Origin of the sequence: Serratia sp. SCBI (assembly GCF_000747565.1) — a bacterium.
GTDB lineage: Bacteria > Pseudomonadota > Gammaproteobacteria > Enterobacterales > Enterobacteriaceae > Serratia > Serratia ureilytica.
In genome coordinates this window covers 2,864,351-2,884,967 of sequence record NZ_CP003424.1, presented here as the reverse complement: position 1 = coordinate 2,884,967, position 20,617 = coordinate 2,864,351, and the positions used below count along the sequence as shown (strand labels likewise).

The following is a 20,617-nucleotide window of genomic DNA, read 5'->3' as shown; positions in this document are numbered from 1 at the left end:
TCGCCGCAGGCCATCCCCAGGGGATAGCCATGTCAGGATATGAAGTCAATTTCGACGGTTTGGTGGGGCCAACGCACCACTATGCCGGGCTGTCGTTCGGTAACGAGGCCTCTACGCAGCATCAAAACAGCGTATCGAACCCGCAGCTGGCGGCGAAGCAGGGGCTGCTGAAAATGAAGGCGCTGGCCGATCTCGGTTTCCAGCAAGGGGTATTGCCGCCGCAGGAGCGGCCGCATTTGCCGATGTTGCGTCGCCTGGGTTTCAGCGGCAGCGATGAGGCGGTGCTGGCGCAGGCGATGCGTCAATCGCCGCGTTTGCTGTCGGCGCTCAGTTCGGCGTCCTGCATGTGGACCGCCAATGCGGCCACGGTGTCCCCTCGGCGGACAGTGCAGACGGCAAGGTGCATTTCACCGCCGCCAACCTGAACAATAAATTCCACCGCGCCATTGAAGCGGAAACGACCACCGACGTTTTGCGGGCGATGTTTAACGACGACCGGCATTTCGCCCACCATGAAGCGCTGCCGCAGGTGGCGTTGTTCGGGGACGAAGGGGCGGCCAACCATAACCGGCTGGGCGGCGATTATGCCAGGCGCAGCGTGCAGGTGTTCGTTTACGGTCGCCAGGAGTTTGGCGGCGAAACGGCGCCGGCGCGTTATCCTGCGCGCCAGACGCGCGAAGCCGGTGAGGCGATCGCTCGGCTGCACCAATTGGACGAGCAGCATACGGTCTTCGTGCAGCAAAATCCGGCGGTGATCGACCAGGGCGTGTTCCATAACGACGTGATTGCGGTCAGCAACCAGAACGTGCTGTTCCACCACCAGCAGGCGTTTTACCGCCAGCAACAGGCGCTGGATGAAGTGCGCCGCAAGATGGCGACGCTGGACAGCGAACTGGTGGCGATCGAAGTGCCGACGGAGCGCGTCTCGGTGGCGGACGCGGTGGCGACTTATCTGTTCAACAGCCAAATTCTCACCAAGCCGAACGGCAAGATGATGATCGTGGTGCCGGAAGAGTCGCGCCAGCATGCCGGCGTGTGGCGTTATCTGAACGAGATGGTCGGCAGCGGCGGCCCGATTGATGAAATCCGCGTGTTCGATCTGCGCGAAAGCATGCGCAACGGCGGCGGCCCGGCCTGCCTGAGGCTGCGGGTGGCGCTCAACGATCAAGAGCTGCGGGCGGTGAATCCACGCGTCATGATGAACGATCGGCTGTTCGCGACGCTGAACGAATGGGTGGATCGTCATTACCGCGATCGCCTGACGCAGGATGACCTGGCCGATCCGCTGCTGCTGCGCGAAGGGCGCGAGGCGTTGGATTCGCTGACGTCGATCCTCGGTCTCGGGTCCATCTATCCGTTCCAACGATAAGGGAGGCTGCATGATCGATCTACTGCCCCTGACGCTGGAGGGGAAAGAACCCGCCGAATGGCAGGGCGAAACGCCGCAGCTGCGCTGGCGTTGGCTGGGGGAAGGGGTGTTGGAGCTCACGCCGCGGCAGCGTTATCGCCAGGCGTTGGTGGTGTCGGCGGGCGTACACGGCAACGAAACCGCGCCGATTGAACTGCTCAATCAGTTAATCGGCGATCTGTTGAGCGGCCGCTTGCCGCTGGCGGTGCGGCTGTTGGTGGTGCTGGGCAACCCGGCGGCGATGCGGGCGGGCAAGCGCTATCTGCACAGCGACATGAACCGCATGTTCGGCGGCCGCTACCGCAACTTCGCCGCCAGCGGGGAAACCGCGCGCGCCCAGCAGTTGGAGCGCACGCTCGCCGCTTTTTTTGATGGCGAACAGGCGGCGCGTTTCCATTACGATCTGCACACCGCCATTCGCGAGTCGCATTTGCCGCGCTTTGGCATTTTGCCCTTCCAGAAGCGCCCGTACAGCGAACCGATGCTAAAGCTGCTGGATGCCGCCGATCTGGATGCGCTGGTGGTACACAGTGCGCCGGGCGGGACTTTCAGCCACTATTCCAGCGAGCATCTCAATGCGGCGAGCTGTACGCTCGAGCTGGGCAAGGCGCGGCCGTTCGGCAGCAACGATCTGCAGCAGTTCGCCGCCATCGATCGCGCTCTGCGGGCGGCGGTCAGCGAGGGGCCGTTGCCGGAGCGCGCGGGCGAGGCGATCCGGGTATTCCGTGTGATGCACTCGTTGATCAAACACAGCGAGGATTTCAAGCTGCATCTGGATGATGACACCGCCAACTTCACTGAGTTGAAACCGGGGATGTTGCTGTGCGAGCAGCCGCAGGAGGAGTATCGCGTTGGCGAAGAGGGCGCGTGGATACTGTTTCCTAACCCCACTGTGGCGCTGGGCCTGCGCGCCGGCATGCTGTTGAGCGAAGTTTCCCGTTCTACGTTGTATTGATTTATCCTCGGCGGCGCCGTCAGCGCGCTGCCGTTTATTCCTTTCATTATTTTAATCTGCTATTTCCCGCTATTTAAATGGCCATAAATCGAATTTTATTCGTCCCATAGGGATTTCTTTACGTGAATGAATAAAGGCCGTGTTCAGCCGTTATCGGAAAGCCTTAATTGCCTGGTGACTTTGTTAAGATAAAAATGTGAAATAAGTAACGTTTTTAATAACCATGCTAATCTTGTTGTTACTTTTGAATCGCGCAGAAAGCACGCAAAACGAAACCAAAATGCACTAAATTGGTGCGTTGCACCGTTTTGGTTATAAGTTATGTGATAAAAATTTCTTATATTCAATGGGTTATGCATTCTCTTTTTTGAAATATATGGTTACAAATAAACATGCTTTCTCCTCGTTGTTTCATGAACTTTTTGATTTTAAGTTTTGATTCATGATGCTAATGTCACATCACCCCAGCATTAGGGGAGCTCATAAAATACCAAAAGATAAAATCACAGCCCAAATTATAAATTGGGCGTGACGGGCAGGGTTTTAATTATAATATCTAGGAAAATAAATGATGAAACGCAGTGTATTAGCCTTAGCTGTCGCCCTCGGGGCGGTCACCTCCTTCGCCAACGCGGCTGAAATCTACAATAAAGATGGCAATAAACTCGACCTGTACGGCCGCGTTTCGGCCAAACACGTTTTCAGTAAAGATAAAAGTGAAGACGGAGATAAAACGTATGTTCGTCTGGGCTTTAAAGGCGAAACCCAGATCAACGATCAGCTGACCGGTTACGGCCAGTGGGAATACAACGTTCAGGCCAACCACGATGAAGCGCAGGGCACCACCGGCACCAAAACCCGTCTGGGCTTCGCCGGCCTGAAGTTCGCCAACTATGGCTCGTTCGACTACGGCCGTAACTACGGCGTGGTGTACGACGCCGAAGCTTATACCGACATGCTGCCGGAATTCGGCGGCGACTCCTACAGCTACACCGACAACTACATGACCGCGCGCTCCAACGGCCTGGCGACCTACCGCAACCGTGACTTCTTCGGTTTGGTGGAAGGCCTGAACCTGGCGTTGCAGTACCAGGGTAAAAACGACGGTGACGGCCGCAGCGTGACCAAGCAAAACGGCGACGGTTACGGCATGTCTCTGGACTATCAAGACATCGGCGGCACCGGCATCGGCGTCGCGGCGGCGTTCTCTGATTCCAACCGTACCAGCGCTCAGAAAGCGTTGCAGTACGGTAAAGGCGACAAGGCCACTGCCTGGACCACCGCAATCAAATATGACGCCAACCAGGTCTATCTGGCGGCCATGTATGCCGATACCCGCAACATGACGCCGATCAGCGGCAATGGCGTCTCCGGCTTCGCCAACAAAACGCAGAACTTCGAAGTTGTGGCCCAGTACCAGTTCGAAAACGGTCTGCGTCCGTCTCTGGCCTACGTGCAGTCAAAAGGCAAGGATATTGAAGGGATTGGCGACGTCGATCTGGTGAAATACGTGGAAGTGGGCGCGACTTACTACTTCAACAAAAACATGTACACCTACGTCGACTACAAGATCAACCAGTTGAACGACGACAACAAACTGAAGCTGAGCACTGACGACATCGTTGCCGTCAACCTAACCTACCGCTTCTAAGCTGCAATTCCATTACCCTCATCCTGTGTCGGGATCGGTAATCAGGCAGGGCGCAAGCCCTGCCTTCGTTTGTATCGCGCGCTCAGCCTTTTGGCGCCAACCCCACCAGCTCGATGGCCGAACGCAGCGCGGCAAACCGCTGCTGATCCTGCTCTCGCTCTATCTCTGTCACCAGCTGCGAAAGAATATTGCCGCCGGATACCTTTTTATGGTTTTTGATTAACTGCAACACTGCGTCGCCTAACGCCAGGCTGACGTTGCGCAGCAGAATTTCATATTGCTCGTTGGAATGAGCCGATGCTGACATGACCTTTCTCTGTCTTTCTTCTTCGGGAGCCGCAATTTAACAAAACAGCGGCCTTATGCCTCGGAGGAAGATGCAGTTTCCGATGAAATCAGAAATTCCTCAGCATCAGGCGGGGAGGGGATCAAAAATCCGAGTATTCGCTGGCCGGCAACCAGAAACCGTCAATAAATTCTTCCATGGGATAACAGCCGGCGTGACGCAGGTTCTGTTCCTTCATTGCCACCAGGCATTGCGGTTCGTCGCGCAATATGTCCACCACCATTTCACTGCAGCCGCCATCCAGATAACAGACAAACATCACCAATGCGTACATCTTGCAGCCTCCTTCGTCGAGCCGCCTTGTCTGCAACAGTGTAGGTAAAAAAGCGCGATTTTTCAGCATCATTGCGCGATAAAACGCCAATGAGGCGCCGCAGACGGCACTTTCGGAATTCTCCAGCCGTTTCTGGGGGCGAGAGCGGATGGCAGATCCTTTTGACGATGCTAAGCTTAACAAGCCTTACATCAACGCATTAGTGCAACCATCAAAAGGAGTGAATATGGGCTTGTTTAACTTTGTCAAAGAAGCGGGCGAAAAACTGTGGGACACAGTCACCGGCAATGCCTCCGCCGAAGATCAAAGCGCCAAACTCAAGGAGCATCTCGATAAGAGCGGCCTGCCGGGCACCGACAAAGTCGATGTGCAGGTGGTCGATGGGAAAGCGGTGGTGACCGGCGATGCCGTCAGCCAGGAGCTGAAAGAGAAGATTCTGGTGGCGATTGGCAACGTAGCGGGCATCAGCGGTGTGGAAGACAAGGTGGCGGTAGCGCAATCCGACGCCGAGAGCCGCTTCTATACCGTGAAGAAGGGCGATACGCTGAGCGCAATCTCCAAAGAGATGTACGGTAACGCCAATCTCTACAACAAAATTTTCGAAGCCAACAAGCCGATGCTGTCGAGCCCGGACAAGATCTATCCGGGACAGGTGCTGCGTATCCCGCAATAACGCCTCTGTCTCCCCTGGCCCGGCGATGTGCCGGGCTTTTTTTTGCCTCCGCTATAAGCATCTCTTATTTCCCTTCCCTCTAAATAAAAGTTACACATACCGTGTGCCTGCGCTCGCCGGCCCGCGGCGGCGGTGTTGACCCTGGGGGGAAAGTTGGTAGCGTCATGGCCCGGTTGCGGACTGAGCAGCCGAAGGGGGATTTCGCTCCCCCATTCTGAGGGGGTGTCTTGCCCCATCAAACAGCAATGCAGCAGTTGAACGAGTGAAAGCCGATTTAGTGAAACAGCAGCGTAACGCCTTGACGGATAAAAACTACAGAGAAACCTTGGGTGATGCGCAATTTGCGATCGTCGTTTTGGCGATTGCGTCCTGCTCACTGATCATTTTTACGTTGGCGGTCACGCTGTGGCTGACCTGACGTCATTAACTAGGGGAGAGAAAATGGAGCCCAATCTCCACGATGAAACCAAACTGTTGGCGATTATCGGCCTGTTGGTTTCTGTACTGCTGGTCGTGTCGATTCTCTTCGGAGTGACTTATTTCTCCGATCTCAGGCATGCCCACGACGATATCGATATTAAAAGCTGCTACATCAAAACACCTTAATCCGCGTGAGCGCGGCTGAGCGTCGTCGCTCTCCAGGGGGCGTTGTCCTGTGCTAAGCTGGGGCGATTATCCTTGGCGAATCGGCGCCATTCAGGAGGTCTTTGCGATGAGTCAGTCCCGTCCTGCGCGCTTTTCACCCTCACGCGAGTGCCCTGTCGTTGACGGCGCGCGCCAGATCCAGCGCATTGCCGTGCGCAATGCCGAAGTGGGCGGTATTCCTATCAAGCGCGCGTTGCCAACCCGGGAGCGGCGCACCGTCGGCGCCTGGTGTTTTCTCGATCACGCCGGCCCGACGGTATTCAACGGCACCGCGCCCGGCATGGACGTAGGGCCGCATCCGCACACCGGTCTGCAAACCTTTACCTGGATGATCGAGGGTGAGGTGCTGCACCGCGATAGCCTCGGCAGCGAACAGTTGATCCGTCCGGGGCAGGTCAATCTGATGACCGCAGGGCACGGCATCGCGCATACGGAACAGTCGGTGGGCGAGGACCGACGACTGCACGCCGCACAATTGTGGATTGCGTTGCCGGCCGAATATGCCGACATGGCGCCGCGATTCGATCATTATCCCGATTTGCCGCAGTGGCGGAATAACGGCGTGAATCACCGTTTGCTGGTCGGGGAATTTGGCGCTTATCGTTCACCGGTGTTTACTCTTTCGCCATTAATCGCCATTGATATGGAATGGCAAGAGGCGGCGACGGCGCAATTGCCGCTGCGCGGTGATTATGAAATCGGCTTTTTGCCCCTGATTGGTGCATTTGAACTTAATGGTGAAACATTTTCACCTGATGCATTCGCCTATTTAGGCATGGGTAATAACTCTATTGAGTTAAATGCAGAGAAGGGCAGCCGGGGATTATTAATCGGTGGAGCGCCGTTAAATGAAGAGATCCTTATCTGGTGGAACTTCGTTGGCCATACCAAAGCGGAAATTATTCAGGCTCAGCGCGAGTGGGAGCAGGAAACGGATCGTTTTCCGGCGGTCAGCGGTTATTCCGGTGAGCGCATGGTCGCGCCACGCCTGCCGTGGAGCGAAGTTTGATAGCGTTAGGATATAATCGCCGAGATTATTCGACTTATTTCGCTCTAATAACGCGCAATAAATGTGATCGCGGCTCCAGCTTCACGACAATATAAAGTTTCTCAACGAAATAGTGATCTGACGCATATAATGATAAACGGAAGAAGATTAGGATAATCCTCAGGAAGTCAGGTTGTCTCCCGTTAGTCTGATGTCAGTGAGGTCATTATGAGCCAGGTTCTTTATCGAGCAAGACTGTCCCATGTCGTGGTTGCCACGGCGCTGTTTTGGGTCTCTGTCGCGGCATTGTTGGTTGCCGTATTACACTAACCTCAAAAAATGACTCCTGCATAAACCCGCTTCGGCGGGTTTTTTTATCTTGGATGGTGAGCGATATTCACTCATCACTTATACTTGACGGCATCCCCATTCCGCTATTTGGATAATCATGAAGCTCTTTGCCGACATTGTTCTGCTGCTTATCGCGGCGCTCCACCTTTATATCCTGGTATTGGAAATGTTCCTGTGGCGCGCGCCGATCGGCAGGCGAGCATTCGGGACGACGGCGGAGTTCGCCGCAGCCACGCGGGTCTTGGCCGCCAACCAGGGACTGTACAACGGTTTTCTGGCGCTGGGCCTGGTATGGGGCTATTGGCGTGAAGATGTGGCGCTGCAGCTGTTCTTTCTCGGCTGCGTGCTGGCGGCCGGCGTGTTCGGCGGGCTGACCGCCAGCCGCAAGATCCTGTGGGTGCAGGCGTTGCCGGCCGCGATCGCGCTGCTGGCGGTCTGGGGCGCGCGTTAACCCGCCGGTTGGCGGCGGGCGAAAATCAGGCGGATTTTTGATGAATGACGTGCAGCGGCGGATCGATATGCAGATCGACGCTCAGATCCTGGCGGAAATCGTAAGGCGTGATATTAAAACGCTTTCTGAACATGTAGGTGAAGTGGGACTGTGAGCCGAAGCCAAAGTCCAGGGCGATATCGAAAATCGACGCTTCACTGCTGCGCAGTTGATAGACCGCGCCGGCCAGACGGCGTTCACGAATGTATTTGCCCAGCGAAATCCCTGTCGCTTCTTTGAACAGCTTCTGCATGTGCCACAGCGAGTAGCCGGAGTACTCGGCCAGCTCTTCGAGATGGATCACTCGTCCGAGGTGAGTTTCGACCCATTTGCTGAGGGCGCAGACCAATGAGAGATGGTGTTCTTGTATCATCAGTGCGTCAGTGTGAGATCTACATAGCGGTGAAGTATACACAACTTGCCGCCGCGGACAAAAAACGCCGCCGATGACGGGGCATGATTCGGAAAAACCGTTGAACCGCCGCTTGTCAGCCGAAAGGAAAAACGGCTAATCTGAGACTGTCGCCGCCGCGGTGGGTGACGCGGAGCAGACCGCAGCAAGAACCGCCAAAACAGAGTCAGCCGTAACAACTCAACGTTGATGGGGTGATCGCATGTTAATGACAGTGATTATTACTCTGGTTGTAATCGTGGGCGTCGGCGCTTTTATGGCGACGCCGGTGATGAGCATGAAAAATGCGGAAGGTGTGGGAGGTGAAGAACCGTGAGAGCAAGCAGAGATGCACGCCGCTGAGCGGGGTGAGCGCTAATCGGGAAAGCCTGGGCCAGAAACCCGGGCTTTTTGTTGCCTGGCGGCTTAAACGTTTTTACGCTCGACGGTTTCCTCTCCCCAATAAAGCTGGTCTGCGGTGGTTTTGGCAAAAGCCTTTTCCAGCGCTTCATCGCTGCCTTCTTCCCAGATCTTCTGCGCCAACACTTCATCGTTCCCTGCCAGTTCAAAAATAGCTTCGGCAATTTCCACCGAAGTTTCACGCACTGTTGCCCAGGATTTCACATTGTGATTCGCCATAACTATCTCCTGTTGGTTGTGGCTTAGGTTACGGATGTTTTTATCACCGTCATGCTGCAAGTATAGGCTAATCTGCCGCGGGCTTTTGCCCGGCGGTGCGCAGAATGGGGAAAAAGGCGGGGAGGGCGGGCAATGGCGCTGGCGGCATGCTATTCTGTGCGGCGTTTGAATCAAGAGGGAAAGTTATTATGTCTGACATGCTGAGCAACGAGCAGGAATTGGCTTCCGATCTGGTCGCTTGCCAACTGGTCATTAAACAGATTCTGGACGTTATCGACGTGATTGCGCCGACCGAAGTGCGCGACAAGATGGCGGGCCAGCTCAAAAGCATCGATTTCTCCACGCATCCCGCCGGCGCCGATCCGGTGACCCGCAGAGCGATTGACAAGGCGATTGCGCTGATCGAGTTGAAGTTTACCCGCGATTGAGGCGGAGCCGCCGCAGAGCGACGGCGTCGGGCGGTGGCGGTTAATCCACCACCGTTTCGATTTTCTTGAACAGCGGGCAGTCGGTCACGCCGATGAAACCGTTGTCGCCATTGACGTACTGGGCGATCGCCACGTTGCGCGCCGTCAGGTATTTGCACTGCAATCCCAATCCGCCGACGTTCTTGTTGCTGCCGATCAGCACGCCGTAGCCCGAAATCAAAAAAGCCGCCGTAAATGACCGCCAATACCAGTACCCACTTAATCAGTCTGCTCATTGCGTTTCCTCGTTATCCCTGAGGGTTCATCTAGCCACGGCGCCAGCGCGAGGGCAAGGGTAACAGTCTGAAAACCGGGCGATAGCCAGAAATCTAAACGACAAGTTAAACTTCGTTTAACTTTGCTGTGATAACATGCGCGATAGACCATCCTGATAACAATGAGGCTGCTAAATTTGTTGCGAAAAAAAATCCTCGTGATAATGACGGCCGTCGCTGCCTGCCTGTTTTTCTACCTGTTGGCGCTGGACAGCTATTGCGACGATGGTGGAAATTTTGCGCTGGGCATCTGTTCGGTGACGCGCTTCGTACCCTGGTAAGCAATTTTTGGCAGGGATGTTCGCCCGGCCGCCGCGAGTGTTAAGATGGCGGCCTGAATTTCGCAGTAGATAGGGTTGTCCATGTACGATTTAGGTTTTGGCCAGAACGGCCTGTTGTCGTTGGCTCTCGCCGCCGTGGCGTTGCTGGTGGGGCTCTGGGTTTGGTTCCTGGTGAACCGCGCCAGCGTGCGCGCCAATGAGCAGATTCGCCTGCTGCAGGAAATTGCCGAGCAGCAACGTCAACAAACGGCGCTGTTGAAGCGTTTGGCGCACAGCGCTCGCGCCGACGGCGGCGATGCTGATGACGACGATCTCAGCCCCGCGCTGGATTTTAAAGGTTTTATCCCCGAACGTTGAACACCCTGCTCCGGCCGGCGCTGCGCCGCCGGGGCGCTTCAGTAAAATACCATGCCCTGATACGGTTTTTCCCGGCATGCCGCCAGGCGGCTGGCCAGATCGCCGGCATGGATCTCCAACTGATGCCCATCAGGATCGAGAAAATAGAGCGACTCGCCCTCGCTGCGATTGCTTTTCCACTCTTCTGCGCCGCTGTGGCGCAGCCGCTCGCTGACCCGTTCAATGTGTTCCGGCGCGACGCTGAAGGCGTAATGGGTGTAATCACGCGCCCGTGGTTGCGTGCGCGCCTCATCCAATGACAGGCACAGCCACAACGCCCCCAACGACAGATAGGCGCCGCCTTGCCAGCGGGCGTGAGGGGTGAACCCCAACAGATGGCGGTAAAAATCGAAGCTGCGATCGAGATCGCTGACGGCGAGCGTCAGATGGTTGAGACCGGTCAACATGCGTGCGTTTCCTGGGCGCTAAACAGACGAAAAGTGTACGCAGAAGGGGAGAAAAGTTAAAGGGGCGAAACATTAGTGCAGATAATGTGAAAACCGGCGACGCTGTCATAAAACTGTCTTACAGACATCGTAATGTAGCGCGAACCTTACAAAAGATGGATAAAGCCGATGATTAAATGGTACGAAGAAAGCGATGCCGAAGTGAACCGCAGCATTGCGCTGCTGACCGGGGAGAACCCGGACAAGTGGTATCCCTACGGCGGCGTGAAAGGTAAAGATTACTGCAAGAATCCCTCCGACGCCTGGCCGATCATTTGCGCCAACAAAATCAGTCTGAACCCCGACAACCACAGCGACAGCCCACAGTGGCAGGCGCGCATGAGCACCCAGGGCGGTGAATGGCAGGCCGACAGCGCCAGCCCGCTGCGCGCGGCGATGATCTGTTTTCTGATGAGCCGACAGGCTAACTGATTCGCAAAAATACCGGTGATTGGTAAGAGTTTCTCCTTTTTCTAATAACAGAGCTGTCGTTGGCGGAGGCTGTTTATGAAGCGCATTATCAAAGGTGATAAAAACTTGTCTCATCTGGTGATTGCCCATGCGGCGATCGATCGTCATGCCGAAAGCTTCGGCCAGCGCCGTCAGGGCTGGCCCTCGACCTATCTGATAAAATATCAAAACGATCGCGTGGCGGTGGAAGTGGTTACGCGTCGCCAATCTTATGTCGCCACGCTGATGATCGGCGCGCGCAACCTGACCAAACTGTGCGGTATGCCTGGCTGAACGCCGTCGTTACCCGCTCTCCCTCGGTTAAAAAATCGCGCTCCGGTCTGCCGTCTCGGGGCGCTACTCCTTGATGCTCACGGGGTTAAGTGTTAAAAAGCCGCCCGCAGATACATTTATTGATTGGTTAAATCTTGGCCGATAACGGCAAGGAGGTACGCCATATGAGGATAAGATGGGCGGTCAGCATCAGGATACCCCGCTAAAACGCGGATTAAAAAACAGACACATACAGCTTATTGCCCTCGGGGGCGCCATCGGCACCGGTTTATTTCTCGGCATTGCGCAAACCATTAAAATGGCCGGCCCCGCCGTGCTGTTGGGCTACGCCATCGGCGGTTTTATCGCGTTTTTGATCATGCGCCAGCTGGGCGAAATGGTGGTGGAGGAGCCGGTCGCCGGATCTTTCAGTCACTTTGCCTATAAATATTGGGGTGATTTCGCCGGTTTCCTTTCCGGCTGGAACTACTGGGCGATGTTCATTCTGGTCGGCATGGCGGAATTGACCGCCGTCGGCATCTACATTCAGTACTGGTGGCCAGAGATCCCCACCTGGGCGTCCGCCGCGCTGTTCTTTGTGTTGATCAATCTGATCAACCTGGTGAACGTGCGCCTGTACGGCGAAACCGAGTTTTGGTTTGCCATCATCAAGGTGGTGGCGATTGTCGGCATGATCGTGTTTGGCGCCTGGCTGTTGGCCAGCGGCAACGGCGGGCCGCAGGCCAGCATCACCAACCTGTGGCAGCAGGGCGGCTTTATGCCGCACGGCTTCTCGGGGCTGGTGATGGCGATGGCGGTGATCATGTTCTCGTTCGGCGGGCTGGAGATGGTGGGCATCACCGCGGCGGAAGCCGCCGATCCGCGTCGCAGCATTCCTAAAGCGACCAATCAGGTGGTGTACCGCATTCTGATTTTCTATATCGGTTCGCTGACCGTACTGCTCTCGCTTTATCCGTGGGGGCAAGTGGTGGAGGGCGGCAGCCCGTTCGTGCTGATCTTCCATGCGCTGAACAGCAATCTGGTGGCGACGGTGCTCAACGTGGTGGTGCTGACCGCCGCATTGTCGGTCTACAACAGCGGCGTTTACGCCAACAGCCGCATGTTGTTCGGGCTGGCCAGCCAGGGCAATGCGCCGAAAGCGCTGACGCGCGTCAACAAGCGCGGCGTGCCGGTGCTGTCCATCGCACTGTCGGCGCTGATTACCTCGATCGGCGTGTTGATCAACTATCTGATGCCCGGCAAGGCGTTTGAGCTGCTGATGGCGCTGGTGGTGTCCACCCTGGTGATCAACTGGGTGATGATCTGCCTGGCGCACCTGAAATTCCGTGCGGCGAAGAACCGTCAGGGCGTTATTCCGAGCTTTAAGGCGCTGTGGTATCCGTTCGGCAACTATCTGTGCCTGGCGTTCCTCGGCCTGATTTTAGTGATTATGTATTTCAGCGAAGGGATCCGCATTTCGGTGCTGTTGATGCCGGTGTGGGTTGCAGTGCTGTGGGGCGGGTTCATGCTGACGCGCCGCAAAGGCGCCAAGCGTTAATCTGCGCGCGGAGGCGTATTGCGCCTCCGCGCTCTTCTCGTCAGCTGCGCGGCATAAAGGCGCGCCCCTCACCGTCACCCCGTCCCAGCAGTTTCCGGCACAGCAGCAGCAGGGTGCTGATGACGTCGATGGTCACCACGCTGAGCATCAGCAGGGTCAGCATGAAGAACCCGAGCAGCGAACCGCCAAGCAGCACCAGCGGTGCAGGCACGCGCACGCGGCGCAGCTTCATGGCGAAATACATTTTCCAGTATTGCTTCTGCGCCAGCAGCGCGCTGCGAATACGGCGCCCCAGGCCTGCGCCTGATTTGCGGGATGTCGAACGACTCATAACTTCTCCTTTTCTGTATGCCCTACAAGTCAATCACAAAGTTCTTAAGAGAGTCTTAACGGGCTCTTGGCGGCCCTGGCTGTCTCACCGAAGTGAGACAACAGCATACGGCAAAAGCTCCCTCAATGCAGCGCACGGCTGACGAAGTGCGAGCTTCATCGGGTTTGTTACACTGAAAGTCATGCCCGTGCAGGGCGCTGAGGGTCGGGAGAAGACGCTGGATGAAAAGAATCAACCGTTATTACGACGCGGCCAAGGCGCATCACACGCCGGAGGGATTTCGCAACCCGGAACCTTCGCGGCGTCAGGAGGGGGATCTTCAACGTTGGCAAGATGAGCGCAAGCGCCAGGGGTTGCCCAAGCCGCCGCAGCAGGGCTACGCGCAATTTACCGAACGCTGGTGGCAGCCGGCCGATCTCAGCGGCAGTGGCGACAGCGTCTGGTGGTTGGGGCATGCCTCGATGCTGCTGCGGTTGAGCGGGCGCTATATCCTGATCGATCCGGTGTTGTCCCAACGCGCATCGCCGCTGAGCTTTTACGGCCCGAAGCGCAGAACGCCGCCGCCGCTGACGGTGGAGCAACTGCCGGCGGTGGATGCGGTGCTGATCTCCCATAACCATTATGATCACCTTGACAGGCGCACGGTGCGGCAATTGGCGCGGCGTTTCCCTCAGACCGAGTTCATCGTGCCGCTCGGCTTGAAGCGCTGGTTCCGCCGTTATCGGCTGAAGGTGCATGAGCTGGACTGGTGGCAGAGTCTGCCGTTGGGCGAGCTGACGGTCTACGCCACGCCGGCGCGGCACTGGAGCATGCGCACGCTGTGGGATCGCAATCGCTCGCTGTGGTGCGGCTGGGTGATCCACCATCCGGCGCTGCGGTTTTATTTTTCCGGCGACAGCGGCTATTCGGAACGGTTGGCGGAGATCGGTCAGCGGTTGGGGCCGTTCGATGTGGCGGCGCTGCCCATCGGCGCCTATGCGCCGCGCTGGTTTATGCAGGAACAGCATATGGATCCGCAGCAGTCGGTGACGCTGTACCGTCAACTGAATCAGCCGCGCGCCATTCCCATTCATTGGGGGGTGTTCGAATTGGCGGATGAATCGCTGGACGAGCCGCCGCAGCAGTTGAACCTGGCGTTGAGCGAAGCGGGGCTGGAGCAGCATCAATTCCATCCGCTGAAGATTGGTGAGCGCATCGCGTTGCAGGACTCACCGTCTGCGTTACCTCATCACCCGGCGGCGCTGCGGGATGAATAAAACCAACGGTTTGAAAGCGCGGCTGTAATTAGCCGAATTGATAAGCGCGGGTGGTGATTCAAATAACCCCCTTGTTTTCAGGATTTAATTCAACGTTGAACTTTCGTTATTGATAAGACTATTCCGGCTATTGAGGTTAATGATATTCGGATTATTTATGATGAACCCACCGGCAAGCGGGAGAGGTGTCGGCGCTTTGCATGTTTATGCATCCGTTGTGCAGGGCGGATGCGTCACCGCTGGCCCGTTCGCCGTGCTCGCCCGCGCCGTTTGGCGGCAGGGCTGAAAGCCGATGATGAATGGGCTTTCCGGCGGTAAATGGTCGGAGGAGCGATGAATAAATTGGCCCCCGTTCATCGATATTCAAATGTTGCATATCAAATTCCATAAAGATTCAAATTTTTTAACGCTATAAGCGGCAAAAAAGCGGAAATGACGAGACAGATAGGCGTCAATACGATGAAAGTTTTGTTAAAACGCCAGCAGAATGCGGGGTCTGGCGCAGTGATTTTGGCAAGCAGAAAATAGCCGATGCTTCAACATCTTTTGGCCTATTTAAGCAAATGTGGCTCTCGACCGTTTCAAATATGTGCGACATGTCGTTCAGTGATTAAAAATGGCTTGCCATCGCATACAGAGTATGTGATAACGCATCTGGGTAAAACGAGGTACAGTTCTGTATATGTGTGGCATTTTCAGTAAAGAAGTTCTGAGTAAAGACGTTAGCGTTGAATACCGCTTCTCTGCCGATCCTTATCTTAGTGCCTCAAGCAGTAACGACTCTAGTTTGTCTATGTAACGCCTACGGGCGGTTTAAACAATCCAAAGGAAATACTCAAGATGGCAAAGATCAAAGGTCAAGTTAAGTGGTTCAACGAGTCTAAAGGTTTCGGTTTCATCACCCCGGCTGACGGCAGCAAAGACGTGTTCGTACACTTCTCTGCAATCCAGGGTAACGGCTTCAAAACCCTGGCTGAAGGCCAGAACGTTGAGTTCGAAATCCAAGATGGCCAGAAAGGCCCATCTGCAGTAAACGTTACTGCTATCTAATCAGCGTCAGCTGTACAAAAAGCCCGCCTTCGCGCGGGCTTTTTCGTTTCCGTCATTCGGCGACGATGACGATGCCGGCGTACTGGTTGCGGCCTTTAATGCCCGGATGCGTCGGATCCTGCGCGCGCCGATGGCTGTTGCGGCGATAGCTGGTGTATTTGAAGCGCTGCGGCCGCTGCGGATCGACGTCCGGTGTGCAGATAGTGCAACTGCCTGAGCGGTCAACGGCGGCGAAGCCGAGCGTCGTCAGCTTGTATTCGGCGATCGCGGCCAGATCCAGATGCCGATAGTGCGGGCTGATCAGCGTAGCGGGCAGCGGCAGACGCTGTTTAAAGTTTTCCACCAGTGCTTCGTCAACTTCGTAACAGCACGGGCCGGCGGCGGGGCCGATGGAGGCCACCCAATCGGCGGTGTCGCCGTCCTGGCGAATGCGGGCCGCCATCTGTTCCAGAATACCGTCCAGCAACCCGCGCCAGCCGGCGTGCACCGCCGCGATGGCGCCGCCGTCACGACGGCTGAACAGCACCGGCAGGCAATCCGCCGTCAGCACGCTGAGCAGAATGCCGGGCTGGCGCGTGTAGAAGCCATCGGCCTCACCGCACGCCTGCGCCGGTTGCAGCACATCGACGATGCGGGTGCCATGCACCTGCTTCTTTTCCGGCAATGTGGCGCTGTAGGGCAGCAGATGCCCCGGCAGCAGCGCGAGTTTGCTGCCGAAGCCGTGCTGAATGTGGGGCACCGCATCGAGCAGCGCGGAACGATCGCTCATAAATTATTTTCACCTGCGTGAGAAAACAGACTCTCAGTGTAGCCAGCTTTTTCCCCGCTTGGCCAGGTGTTGTTGGCGATGAAAGCGAGCGGGGATGCGCCTTGCATCAAACCGGCGCCTTCTTTAGACTAGCCGCGCCCTGTCTCTCTGGAAGCCCATTCATGTCTTATCAATGTCCCCTGTGTCATCAGCCGCTGCATTTTTCGTCTCAACAATGGCGTTGCGACAGCAATCATCAGTTCGATCAGGCCAAAGAGGGCTACGTCAATCTGCTGCCGGTACAGCACAAGCGATCGAAACAGCCGGGAGACAGCGCGGAAATGATGCAGGCGCGGCGCGCGTTTCTCGACGGTGGGTATTATCAGCCGCTGCAAGCGCAGGTGGCCGAGTGGCTGGATGTGGCGCTGGCGGCCGATGCTGGCGCGTTATTGGACATAGGCTGTGGGGAAGGGTATTACACCGCCGCCGTGGCCTCACGGCTGGCCCAGGGGCGCAATATGGCGGTCTATGGGCTGGACGTCGCGAAGGTGGCGATCCGTTATGCCGCCAAACGTTATCCGGCGGTCTCGTTCTGCGTCGCCTCCAGCCACCGTTTGCCGTTCGCCGACGGGGCCTTGGATGCGGTCTTGCGCATCTACGCCCCTTGCAAGGCGCAGGAGCTGGCGCGGGTGGTGAAGCCGGGCGGCGTGGTAGTGACGGTTTCGCCGGGCCCGCGTCATCTGTACCAGCTGAAAGAGCGGGTGTACCAGCAGGTGCAGCTGCATGCCGAACAGGACGAACAGTTCGATGGGTTCGACTGCGAGCGCAAAGAGGCGCTGGCCTATACGATGACCTTGCCGGGCGCGCAGGCCGCCAACCTGCTGCAGATGACGCCGTTCGCCTGGCGCGCCACGCCGGAGGTGCAACAGCGGTTGGCCGAAGGCGGGGAGTTTGTGTGCGAGACGGATTTCGTCCTGGCGCTGTACCGACGTCGCGCTTAAAAGGCGCGCGTCCAGAAACAAAAAAAACCTGCCGCGGCAGGTTTTTTTTGCAGTTCGGTCGCCTCAGGCCAGGTAGCCGAGGTGTTCCAGCAGGATGTTGACGCCAATACCTATCAGCACCACGCCGCCGAGGATCTCGGCGCGTTTGCCGAGCAGCGGGCCGATAAAGCGGCCGATCATCATGCCCAGCGTCGCCATGATCATGGTGGCGCAGCCGATGGCCATCGCGGTGTGCACGATATTCACCTGCAGGAAGGCCAGGCCGACGCCGATCGCCATGGCGTCGAGGCTGGTGGCGATGGCGGTGGCGACCAATAACCAGAAACCATGGCGTTTGACCTTCTCTTCTTCGTCGGGCCTGTTGCGCACCCCTTCGACGATCATGCGCATGCCGAGAATGAATAGCAGCGAGAAGGCGACCCAGTGGTCCCATTCCATGATGTATTGGCTGGCGAACAGGCCGATGGCCCAACCGATGAGCGGGGTGATCGCTTCCACCACGCCGAAGATCAGGCCGGTGCGGATCGCTTCGCGAAAACGGGGTTGATGCAGGCTGGCGCCTTTGCCGATTGAAGCGGCGAAAGCATCCATGGACATGCCGAAAGCGAGAATAAGCGTTGCTGAAAGGTTCATGTGAAATAGCCTCGGCCGGGTGGCTCCATATACACGTAACCCACCCCCAACCAAACGACGGAGTTACGTGTCTATGGTCTCGCCAACCTTACCTGGCTGCCCGCACCACGTTTCATACGGCGAAACGAGTATGTTGATACGGGCGTTTCTGGTTTTTATTCTCCAGAAACCGGCTACTCCCCAATGACGGCGCAACCATACCATATTATTTCAGCCATCGACAACCTTATTCTTTGGCAATATTGGCTCTTAATTGAGACTCGTTTTCATTAATCTGAGTTCATGGGGGAATATAATGTAGCTGGGGGTAACAATGTTGCGGAAATAATAGTCAGAAAAGAAATGGCGCTGCCGATTAATTGTCCACAAGCAGCGCGGGGTTTGAGCGATAACGGAATGGATTTATTTTTATTTATTGATTATCAACGAAAAAGTGATAAATCTTCTCCAGGTCGTCCAGGTGAGTTACCTGAACCAACAGCCGGCGCTGTTCCAGGTCGATGGCCAGAATGCCATCTTCCGATAAATTCATGGCTTTAATGCGGTTATATTCGACAAACACATTGGCGAAGAAAAAACCGTGCGCTTTAAACACCATCTTGGGTGAGCGAATATAAGCGATATAGATGGCGAGCAGCGCCAAAGAAATAAGCAGGTAAGTGGTTAATGCCGCGCCGTTGGTGGTGACGTTGCGGTAAATCAGAATGGCGATCAGGCCGACGAAAATCAGGCTGTCGAGCCGGTTGCGGCGTTTGAGCGGCACTTTGAGCCGCGTTTTGCCTTTCAGCAGATCCATGCCGAATTCGTCATACAGCGAATACAGCAACAGCAGGGCGATGAACAGCATCAGTACGGCGTCGGTCAGTGACATCTCTTGCGCTCCACACATAAAAAAGCCGGGGGTTGCCCCCCGGCCGTTCCGAACGATTACAGGCCCAGCAGGCCAATCCAATAGCCAAAGATACCGATGACGAAGAAGCCGATAATGATCCACAGCGCGTTGACTTTCTTGCGCAGCAGCCACATGCAGGCGAAGGTCAGCAGCAGCGGCACCAGGCCCGGCATCAGCTGGTCGAGGATAGTCTGCACCGTGGTGACGTTGGTATGCCCGGTCTGGTCGGTTATCTTGGACACCACCAGCGGGATATTCACGTGCGTCCACTTGTTGACCAGCGCCCCCATCACAAACAGGCCGAGAATGGACGCTCCTTCCGTCAGTTTTTGCAGGAAACCGCCGCCCATGTCGTTGACGATATCCACCCCTTTACGGTAACCGTAGGCCACGCCGTAGTAACGGGTCAGCAGGCGCACCAGGTTGAACAGCACGAAGAACAGGATCGGCCCGAGCAGGCTGCCGCTCATGGCGATGCCGGCGCCGAGCGCGGCGAACACCGGCCGCACGGTGCCCCAGAAGATCGGGTCACCGACGCCTGCCAACGGCCCCATCAAACCGACCTTGATGCCGTTGATCGCGCCGTCGTCGATCGGCGCGCCGTTGGCGCGTTGCTCTTCCATCGCCATGGTCACGCCGAGCACCGGCGCCGCCACGTAAGGGTGCGTGTTGAAGAACTCGAGGTGGCGTTTGATCGCCTGTTTGCGATCGTCATTGTTTTCCGGATACAGGCGACGGATCACCGGCACCATCGAGAAGCAAAAACCCAGCGCCTGCATGCGTTCGAAGTTCCATGACCCCTGGAACAGGTTAGAGCGCAGGAATACGCCGCGAATGTCGGCCGGCGTGAGTTTCTTTTGAGCAGTTGTATCAACCATTTCTCTCACCTATTCCTAGTCGAGTTCGTTATCGAGATCGTTCGCGTTAGCCGGGCCGGCCTGGACAACCTGAGATTTGTTGTATTTCGGGCTGAGCTGGATATACAGCACGGCCATCACCACGCCGATGACGCCGAGCGCCACCAGGTTAAAGTTGGTGAAGGCGGCGGTAACGAAACCGAGATAGAAGAACGGCATCAGGTAGCCGGCGCGCATCATGTTAATCACCATTGCGTAACCGACCACGACGATCATGCCGCCGGCGATGTTCAGGCCGCTGGTGACCACTTCCGGGATCGAGTTGAGCAGGGCGTGTACCCCGGCGGTGCCGACCGAGATGGCGACGATGACCGCAGGGATGGCGATACGCATCGCCTGCAGCAGCAGGGCGCCGATATGGATCCAGGTGATGGCGCGCAGGCTGCCGCGCTCCGCCGCGCTGTCCGCCGCGTGCTGGAAGGCCACGGTGAGGGTGCGCACGATGATGGTCAGCACCTGGCCGGCCGCCGCCAGCGGAATGGCCAGCGCGATACCGGCGCCGACGCTCTGCCCACCGGCGATGACCAGTATGGTCGAGATGATGGACGCCAGGGCGGCATCCGGCGCGACCGCCGCACCGATGTTCATCCAGCCGAGGGCGATCATTTCCAGCGTACCGCCGATGATGATGCCGGTTTTCATGTCGCCGAGGATGAAGCCGATCAGGGTACAGGCGACCAGCGGGCGGTGGAACTGGAATTCGTCGAGGACGGAACCCATCCCGGCGATACAGGCAACGATAAATATCAGCACAATCTGAAGAGTGGTGATCTCCATTGCACTTCTCCTATGACCAAAAAAGCTCTGAGTAAAATAATCAGCGGCTGGCGCC

Annotated in this window: 28 protein-coding genes, 2 pseudogenes and 1 riboswitch; of the genes and pseudogenes, 18 read left to right on the top strand and 12 right to left on the bottom strand. The window is 56.7% G+C overall.

Going from position 1 to position 20,617, the window contains the following annotated elements; translation table 11 throughout:
* The first annotated feature begins 29 nt into the window (after positions 1 to 29).
* The 3 genes and pseudogenes from astB to ompC all read left to right on the top strand — a co-directional run bounded on the left by astB (position 30) and on the right by ompC (position 4,014).
* Positions 30 to 1,369: pseudogene (astB, locus tag SERRSCBI_RS13510) on the top strand (N-succinylarginine dihydrolase).
* 10 nt (positions 1,370 to 1,379) lie between these two features.
* Positions 1,380 to 2,363 (top strand): succinylglutamate desuccinylase, encoded by a 984-nt coding sequence (astE, locus tag SERRSCBI_RS13505; RefSeq protein WP_042784763.1) that lies wholly within the window; start codon positions 1,380 to 1,382, stop codon positions 2,361 to 2,363.
* A gap of 568 nt (positions 2,364 to 2,931) precedes the next feature.
* Positions 2,932 to 4,014 (top strand): porin OmpC, encoded by a 1,083-nt coding sequence (ompC, locus tag SERRSCBI_RS13500; protein ID WP_033650925.1) that lies wholly within the window; start codon positions 2,932 to 2,934, stop codon positions 4,012 to 4,014.
* Between the two features lie 82 nt (positions 4,015 to 4,096).
* On the opposite strand, the gene SERRSCBI_RS13495 is transcribed toward ompC, so the two are convergent.
* Together SERRSCBI_RS13495 and SERRSCBI_RS13490 are read right to left on the bottom strand one after the other, a co-directional pair.
* Entirely contained in the window at positions 4,097 to 4,321 is a 225-nt protein-coding gene (locus tag SERRSCBI_RS13495) for a biofilm development regulator YmgB/AriR family protein (RefSeq protein ID WP_033643403.1), read from the bottom strand.
* 121 nt (positions 4,322 to 4,442) lie between these two features.
* Positions 4,443 to 4,634, bottom strand: coding sequence for a YebW family protein (locus tag SERRSCBI_RS13490; protein ID WP_004934567.1), 192 nt, complete (start codon positions 4,632 to 4,634; stop codon positions 4,443 to 4,445).
* A gap of 226 nt (positions 4,635 to 4,860) precedes the next feature.
* Here SERRSCBI_RS13490 and lysM point away from each other — a divergent pair, with 226 nt between their 5' ends.
* The 5 genes from lysM to SERRSCBI_RS13475 all read left to right on the top strand — a co-directional run bounded on the left by lysM (position 4,861) and on the right by SERRSCBI_RS13475 (position 7,742).
* Positions 4,861 to 5,307 carry a peptidoglycan-binding protein LysM gene (lysM, locus tag SERRSCBI_RS13485; RefSeq protein WP_016927389.1) on the top strand — a complete coding sequence of 149 codons (447 nt, stop codon included), beginning with the start codon at positions 4,861 to 4,863 and terminating at the stop codon, positions 5,305 to 5,307.
* 262 nt (positions 5,308 to 5,569) lie between these two features.
* Positions 5,570 to 5,725 (top strand): hypothetical protein, encoded by a 156-nt coding sequence (locus tag SERRSCBI_RS24930; RefSeq protein WP_162882310.1) that lies wholly within the window; start codon positions 5,570 to 5,572, stop codon positions 5,723 to 5,725.
* 23 nt (positions 5,726 to 5,748) lie between these two features.
* Positions 5,749 to 5,913, top strand: a complete 165-nt coding sequence (locus SERRSCBI_RS24925; protein WP_162837199.1) for a hypothetical protein — start codon at positions 5,749 to 5,751, stop codon at positions 5,911 to 5,913.
* Positions 5,914 to 6,019: 106 nt separating this feature from the next.
* Positions 6,020 to 6,961, top strand: coding sequence for a pirin family protein (locus SERRSCBI_RS13480; RefSeq protein ID WP_042784761.1), 942 nt, complete (start codon positions 6,020 to 6,022; stop codon positions 6,959 to 6,961).
* A gap of 427 nt (positions 6,962 to 7,388) precedes the next feature.
* Complete coding sequence (locus SERRSCBI_RS13475; RefSeq protein WP_042784760.1) at positions 7,389 to 7,742, top strand: DUF1304 domain-containing protein; 354 nt, start codon at positions 7,389 to 7,391, stop codon at positions 7,740 to 7,742.
* A 25-nt stretch (positions 7,743 to 7,767) separates the two neighbouring features.
* Here SERRSCBI_RS13475 and SERRSCBI_RS13470 read toward each other — a convergent pair whose 3' ends face one another.
* Together SERRSCBI_RS13470 and SERRSCBI_RS13465 are read right to left on the bottom strand one after the other, a co-directional pair.
* Positions 7,768 to 8,154, bottom strand: coding sequence for a helix-turn-helix domain-containing protein (locus SERRSCBI_RS13470; RefSeq protein ID WP_004927697.1), 387 nt, complete (start codon positions 8,152 to 8,154; stop codon positions 7,768 to 7,770).
* Between the two features lie 444 nt (positions 8,155 to 8,598).
* Positions 8,599 to 8,811 carry a YccJ family protein gene (locus SERRSCBI_RS13465; protein WP_004927694.1) on the bottom strand — a complete coding sequence of 71 codons (213 nt, stop codon included), beginning with the start codon at positions 8,809 to 8,811 and terminating at the stop codon, positions 8,599 to 8,601.
* A gap of 188 nt (positions 8,812 to 8,999) precedes the next feature.
* Here SERRSCBI_RS13465 and SERRSCBI_RS13460 point away from each other — a divergent pair, with 188 nt between their 5' ends.
* Positions 9,000 to 9,239, top strand: coding sequence for a DUF2766 family protein (locus tag SERRSCBI_RS13460; protein ID WP_033643399.1), 240 nt, complete (start codon positions 9,000 to 9,002; stop codon positions 9,237 to 9,239).
* 40 nt (positions 9,240 to 9,279) lie between these two features.
* On the opposite strand, the pseudogene SERRSCBI_RS13455 reads toward SERRSCBI_RS13460, so the two are convergent.
* Positions 9,280 to 9,514, bottom strand: a pseudogene (locus SERRSCBI_RS13455) (YobH family protein).
* 161 nt (positions 9,515 to 9,675) lie between these two features.
* Between SERRSCBI_RS13455 and SERRSCBI_RS13450 the strand changes: the two are divergent.
* Complete coding sequence (locus SERRSCBI_RS13450) at positions 9,676 to 9,834, top strand: PhoP/PhoQ regulator MgrB (protein WP_004927688.1); 159 nt, start codon at positions 9,676 to 9,678, stop codon at positions 9,832 to 9,834.
* 81 nt (positions 9,835 to 9,915) lie between these two features.
* Positions 9,916 to 10,191 (top strand): YebO family protein, encoded by a 276-nt coding sequence (locus SERRSCBI_RS13445; RefSeq protein ID WP_033643394.1) that lies wholly within the window; start codon positions 9,916 to 9,918, stop codon positions 10,189 to 10,191.
* 38 nt (positions 10,192 to 10,229) lie between these two features.
* Here the strand turns inward: SERRSCBI_RS13445 and fos are convergent, their stop codons facing one another.
* Positions 10,230 to 10,637 (bottom strand): fosfomycin resistance glutathione transferase, encoded by a 408-nt coding sequence (gene fos, locus SERRSCBI_RS13440; RefSeq protein ID WP_042784759.1) that lies wholly within the window; start codon positions 10,635 to 10,637, stop codon positions 10,230 to 10,232.
* Positions 10,638 to 10,805: 168 nt separating this feature from the next.
* On the opposite strand from fos, the gene SERRSCBI_RS13435 reads away from it, so the two are divergent.
* The 3 genes from SERRSCBI_RS13435 (at position 10,806) to SERRSCBI_RS13425 (ending at position 12,957) form a co-directional block, all read left to right on the top strand.
* Entirely contained in the window at positions 10,806 to 11,108 is a 303-nt protein-coding gene (locus SERRSCBI_RS13435; protein WP_033643391.1) for a phage protein NinX family protein, read from the top strand.
* Positions 11,109 to 11,183: 75 nt separating this feature from the next.
* Positions 11,184 to 11,420 carry a DUF4060 family protein gene (locus SERRSCBI_RS13430; RefSeq protein WP_025303167.1) on the top strand — a complete coding sequence of 79 codons (237 nt, stop codon included), beginning with the start codon at positions 11,184 to 11,186 and terminating at the stop codon, positions 11,418 to 11,420.
* A 175-nt stretch (positions 11,421 to 11,595) separates the two neighbouring features.
* Positions 11,596 to 12,957 carry an amino acid permease gene (locus SERRSCBI_RS13425; protein WP_033643390.1) on the top strand — a complete coding sequence of 454 codons (1,362 nt, stop codon included), beginning with the start codon at positions 11,596 to 11,598 and terminating at the stop codon, positions 12,955 to 12,957.
* Positions 12,958 to 12,997: 40 nt separating this feature from the next.
* Here the strand turns inward: SERRSCBI_RS13425 and SERRSCBI_RS13420 are convergent, their stop codons facing one another.
* Positions 12,998 to 13,288 carry a hypothetical protein gene (locus SERRSCBI_RS13420; RefSeq protein ID WP_033643389.1) on the bottom strand — a complete coding sequence of 97 codons (291 nt, stop codon included), beginning with the start codon at positions 13,286 to 13,288 and terminating at the stop codon, positions 12,998 to 13,000.
* 221 nt (positions 13,289 to 13,509) lie between these two features.
* On the opposite strand from SERRSCBI_RS13420, the gene SERRSCBI_RS13415 reads away from it, so the two are divergent.
* The 3 genes from SERRSCBI_RS13415 (at position 13,510) to cspE (ending at position 15,594) form a co-directional block, all read left to right on the top strand.
* The gene (locus SERRSCBI_RS13415; protein WP_042784757.1) at positions 13,510 to 14,544 is read left to right on the top strand and encodes an MBL fold metallo-hydrolase; all 1,035 of its coding nucleotides are present in this window, start codon (positions 13,510 to 13,512) and stop codon (positions 14,542 to 14,544) included.
* 682 nt (positions 14,545 to 15,226) lie between these two features.
* Positions 15,227 to 15,343, top strand: a complete 117-nt coding sequence (locus tag SERRSCBI_RS24155; protein WP_002211058.1) for a DUF2627 domain-containing protein — start codon at positions 15,227 to 15,229, stop codon at positions 15,341 to 15,343.
* A 41-nt stretch (positions 15,344 to 15,384) separates the two neighbouring features.
* The gene (gene cspE, locus SERRSCBI_RS13410; protein WP_002221949.1) at positions 15,385 to 15,594 is read left to right on the top strand and encodes a transcription antiterminator/RNA stability regulator CspE; all 210 of its coding nucleotides are present in this window, start codon (positions 15,385 to 15,387) and stop codon (positions 15,592 to 15,594) included.
* Between the two features lie 52 nt (positions 15,595 to 15,646).
* On the opposite strand, the gene pgeF is transcribed toward cspE, so the two are convergent.
* Positions 15,647 to 16,363, bottom strand: a complete 717-nt coding sequence (gene pgeF, locus SERRSCBI_RS13405) for a peptidoglycan editing factor PgeF (protein WP_033650929.1) — start codon at positions 16,361 to 16,363, stop codon at positions 15,647 to 15,649.
* 161 nt (positions 16,364 to 16,524) lie between these two features.
* Here pgeF and rlmA point away from each other — a divergent pair, with 161 nt between their 5' ends.
* On the top strand, positions 16,525 to 17,343 hold the full coding sequence (gene rlmA / locus SERRSCBI_RS13400) for a 23S rRNA (guanine(745)-N(1))-methyltransferase (protein WP_033643386.1): 819 nt from the start codon (positions 16,525 to 16,527) through the stop codon (positions 17,341 to 17,343).
* A gap of 63 nt (positions 17,344 to 17,406) precedes the next feature.
* On the opposite strand, the gene mntP is transcribed toward rlmA, so the two are convergent.
* The 4 genes from mntP to SERRSCBI_RS13380 all read right to left on the bottom strand — a co-directional run bounded on the left by mntP (position 17,407) and on the right by SERRSCBI_RS13380 (position 20,562).
* Entirely contained in the window at positions 17,407 to 17,976 is a 570-nt protein-coding gene (gene mntP / locus SERRSCBI_RS13395) for a manganese efflux pump MntP (RefSeq protein WP_025159822.1), read from the bottom strand.
* A 7-nt stretch (positions 17,977 to 17,983) separates the two neighbouring features.
* Positions 17,984 to 18,170, bottom strand: a riboswitch (yybP-ykoY riboswitch).
* 218 nt (positions 18,171 to 18,388) lie between these two features.
* Entirely contained in the window at positions 18,389 to 18,847 is a 459-nt protein-coding gene (locus tag SERRSCBI_RS13390) for a DUF986 family protein (RefSeq protein WP_033643385.1), read from the bottom strand.
* A gap of 56 nt (positions 18,848 to 18,903) precedes the next feature.
* Positions 18,904 to 19,746, bottom strand: coding sequence for a PTS mannose transporter subunit IID (locus SERRSCBI_RS13385; protein ID WP_033634889.1), 843 nt, complete (start codon positions 19,744 to 19,746; stop codon positions 18,904 to 18,906).
* 15 nt (positions 19,747 to 19,761) lie between these two features.
* Positions 19,762 to 20,562, bottom strand: coding sequence for a PTS mannose/fructose/sorbose transporter subunit IIC (locus SERRSCBI_RS13380; protein WP_033634888.1), 801 nt, complete (start codon positions 20,560 to 20,562; stop codon positions 19,762 to 19,764).
* Positions 20,563 to 20,617: the final 55 nt, after the last annotated feature.

Coding starts and splice junctions, on each gene's coding strand:
- SERRSCBI_RS13435 (WP_033643391.1), top strand. CDS start 10,806: ATGATTAAATGGTACGAAGAAAGCGATGCCGAAGTGAACCGCAGCATT.
- SERRSCBI_RS13450 (WP_004927688.1), top strand. CDS start 9,676: ATGAGGCTGCTAAATTTGTTGCGAAAAAAAATCCTCGTGATAATGACG.
- ompC (WP_033650925.1), top strand. CDS start 2,932: ATGATGAAACGCAGTGTATTAGCCTTAGCTGTCGCCCTCGGGGCGGTC.
- SERRSCBI_RS13390 (WP_033643385.1), bottom strand. CDS start 18,847: ATGTCACTGACCGACGCCGTACTGATGCTGTTCATCGCCCTGCTGTTG.
- SERRSCBI_RS13445 (WP_033643394.1), top strand. CDS start 9,916: ATGTACGATTTAGGTTTTGGCCAGAACGGCCTGTTGTCGTTGGCTCTC.
- SERRSCBI_RS13470 (WP_004927697.1), bottom strand. CDS start 8,154: ATGATACAAGAACACCATCTCTCATTGGTCTGCGCCCTCAGCAAATGG.
- SERRSCBI_RS13425 (WP_033643390.1), top strand. CDS start 11,596: ATGGGCGGTCAGCATCAGGATACCCCGCTAAAACGCGGATTAAAAAAC.
- pgeF (WP_033650929.1), bottom strand. CDS start 16,363: ATGAGCGATCGTTCCGCGCTGCTCGATGCGGTGCCCCACATTCAGCAC.
- SERRSCBI_RS24155 (WP_002211058.1), top strand. CDS start 15,227: ATGTGTGGCATTTTCAGTAAAGAAGTTCTGAGTAAAGACGTTAGCGTT.
- astE (WP_042784763.1), top strand. CDS start 1,380: ATGATCGATCTACTGCCCCTGACGCTGGAGGGGAAAGAACCCGCCGAA.
- SERRSCBI_RS13430 (WP_025303167.1), top strand. CDS start 11,184: ATGAAGCGCATTATCAAAGGTGATAAAAACTTGTCTCATCTGGTGATT.
- cspE (WP_002221949.1), top strand. CDS start 15,385: ATGGCAAAGATCAAAGGTCAAGTTAAGTGGTTCAACGAGTCTAAAGGT.
- SERRSCBI_RS13380 (WP_033634888.1), bottom strand. CDS start 20,562: ATGGAGATCACCACTCTTCAGATTGTGCTGATATTTATCGTTGCCTGT.
- SERRSCBI_RS13460 (WP_033643399.1), top strand. CDS start 9,000: ATGTCTGACATGCTGAGCAACGAGCAGGAATTGGCTTCCGATCTGGTC.
- SERRSCBI_RS13490 (WP_004934567.1), bottom strand. CDS start 4,634: ATGTACGCATTGGTGATGTTTGTCTGTTATCTGGATGGCGGCTGCAGT.
- SERRSCBI_RS13385 (WP_033634889.1), bottom strand. CDS start 19,746: ATGGTTGATACAACTGCTCAAAAGAAACTCACGCCGGCCGACATTCGC.
- fos (WP_042784759.1), bottom strand. CDS start 10,637: ATGTTGACCGGTCTCAACCATCTGACGCTCGCCGTCAGCGATCTCGAT.
- rlmA (WP_033643386.1), top strand. CDS start 16,525: ATGTCTTATCAATGTCCCCTGTGTCATCAGCCGCTGCATTTTTCGTCT.
- mntP (WP_025159822.1), bottom strand. CDS start 17,976: ATGAACCTTTCAGCAACGCTTATTCTCGCTTTCGGCATGTCCATGGAT.
- SERRSCBI_RS13420 (WP_033643389.1), bottom strand. CDS start 13,288: ATGAGTCGTTCGACATCCCGCAAATCAGGCGCAGGCCTGGGGCGCCGT.
- SERRSCBI_RS24925 (WP_162837199.1), top strand. CDS start 5,749: ATGGAGCCCAATCTCCACGATGAAACCAAACTGTTGGCGATTATCGGC.
- lysM (WP_016927389.1), top strand. CDS start 4,861: ATGGGCTTGTTTAACTTTGTCAAAGAAGCGGGCGAAAAACTGTGGGAC.
- SERRSCBI_RS13415 (WP_042784757.1), top strand. CDS start 13,510: ATGAAAAGAATCAACCGTTATTACGACGCGGCCAAGGCGCATCACACG.
- SERRSCBI_RS13475 (WP_042784760.1), top strand. CDS start 7,389: ATGAAGCTCTTTGCCGACATTGTTCTGCTGCTTATCGCGGCGCTCCAC.
- SERRSCBI_RS13480 (WP_042784761.1), top strand. CDS start 6,020: ATGAGTCAGTCCCGTCCTGCGCGCTTTTCACCCTCACGCGAGTGCCCT.
- SERRSCBI_RS13495 (WP_033643403.1), bottom strand. CDS start 4,321: ATGTCAGCATCGGCTCATTCCAACGAGCAATATGAAATTCTGCTGCGC.
- SERRSCBI_RS13465 (WP_004927694.1), bottom strand. CDS start 8,811: ATGGCGAATCACAATGTGAAATCCTGGGCAACAGTGCGTGAAACTTCG.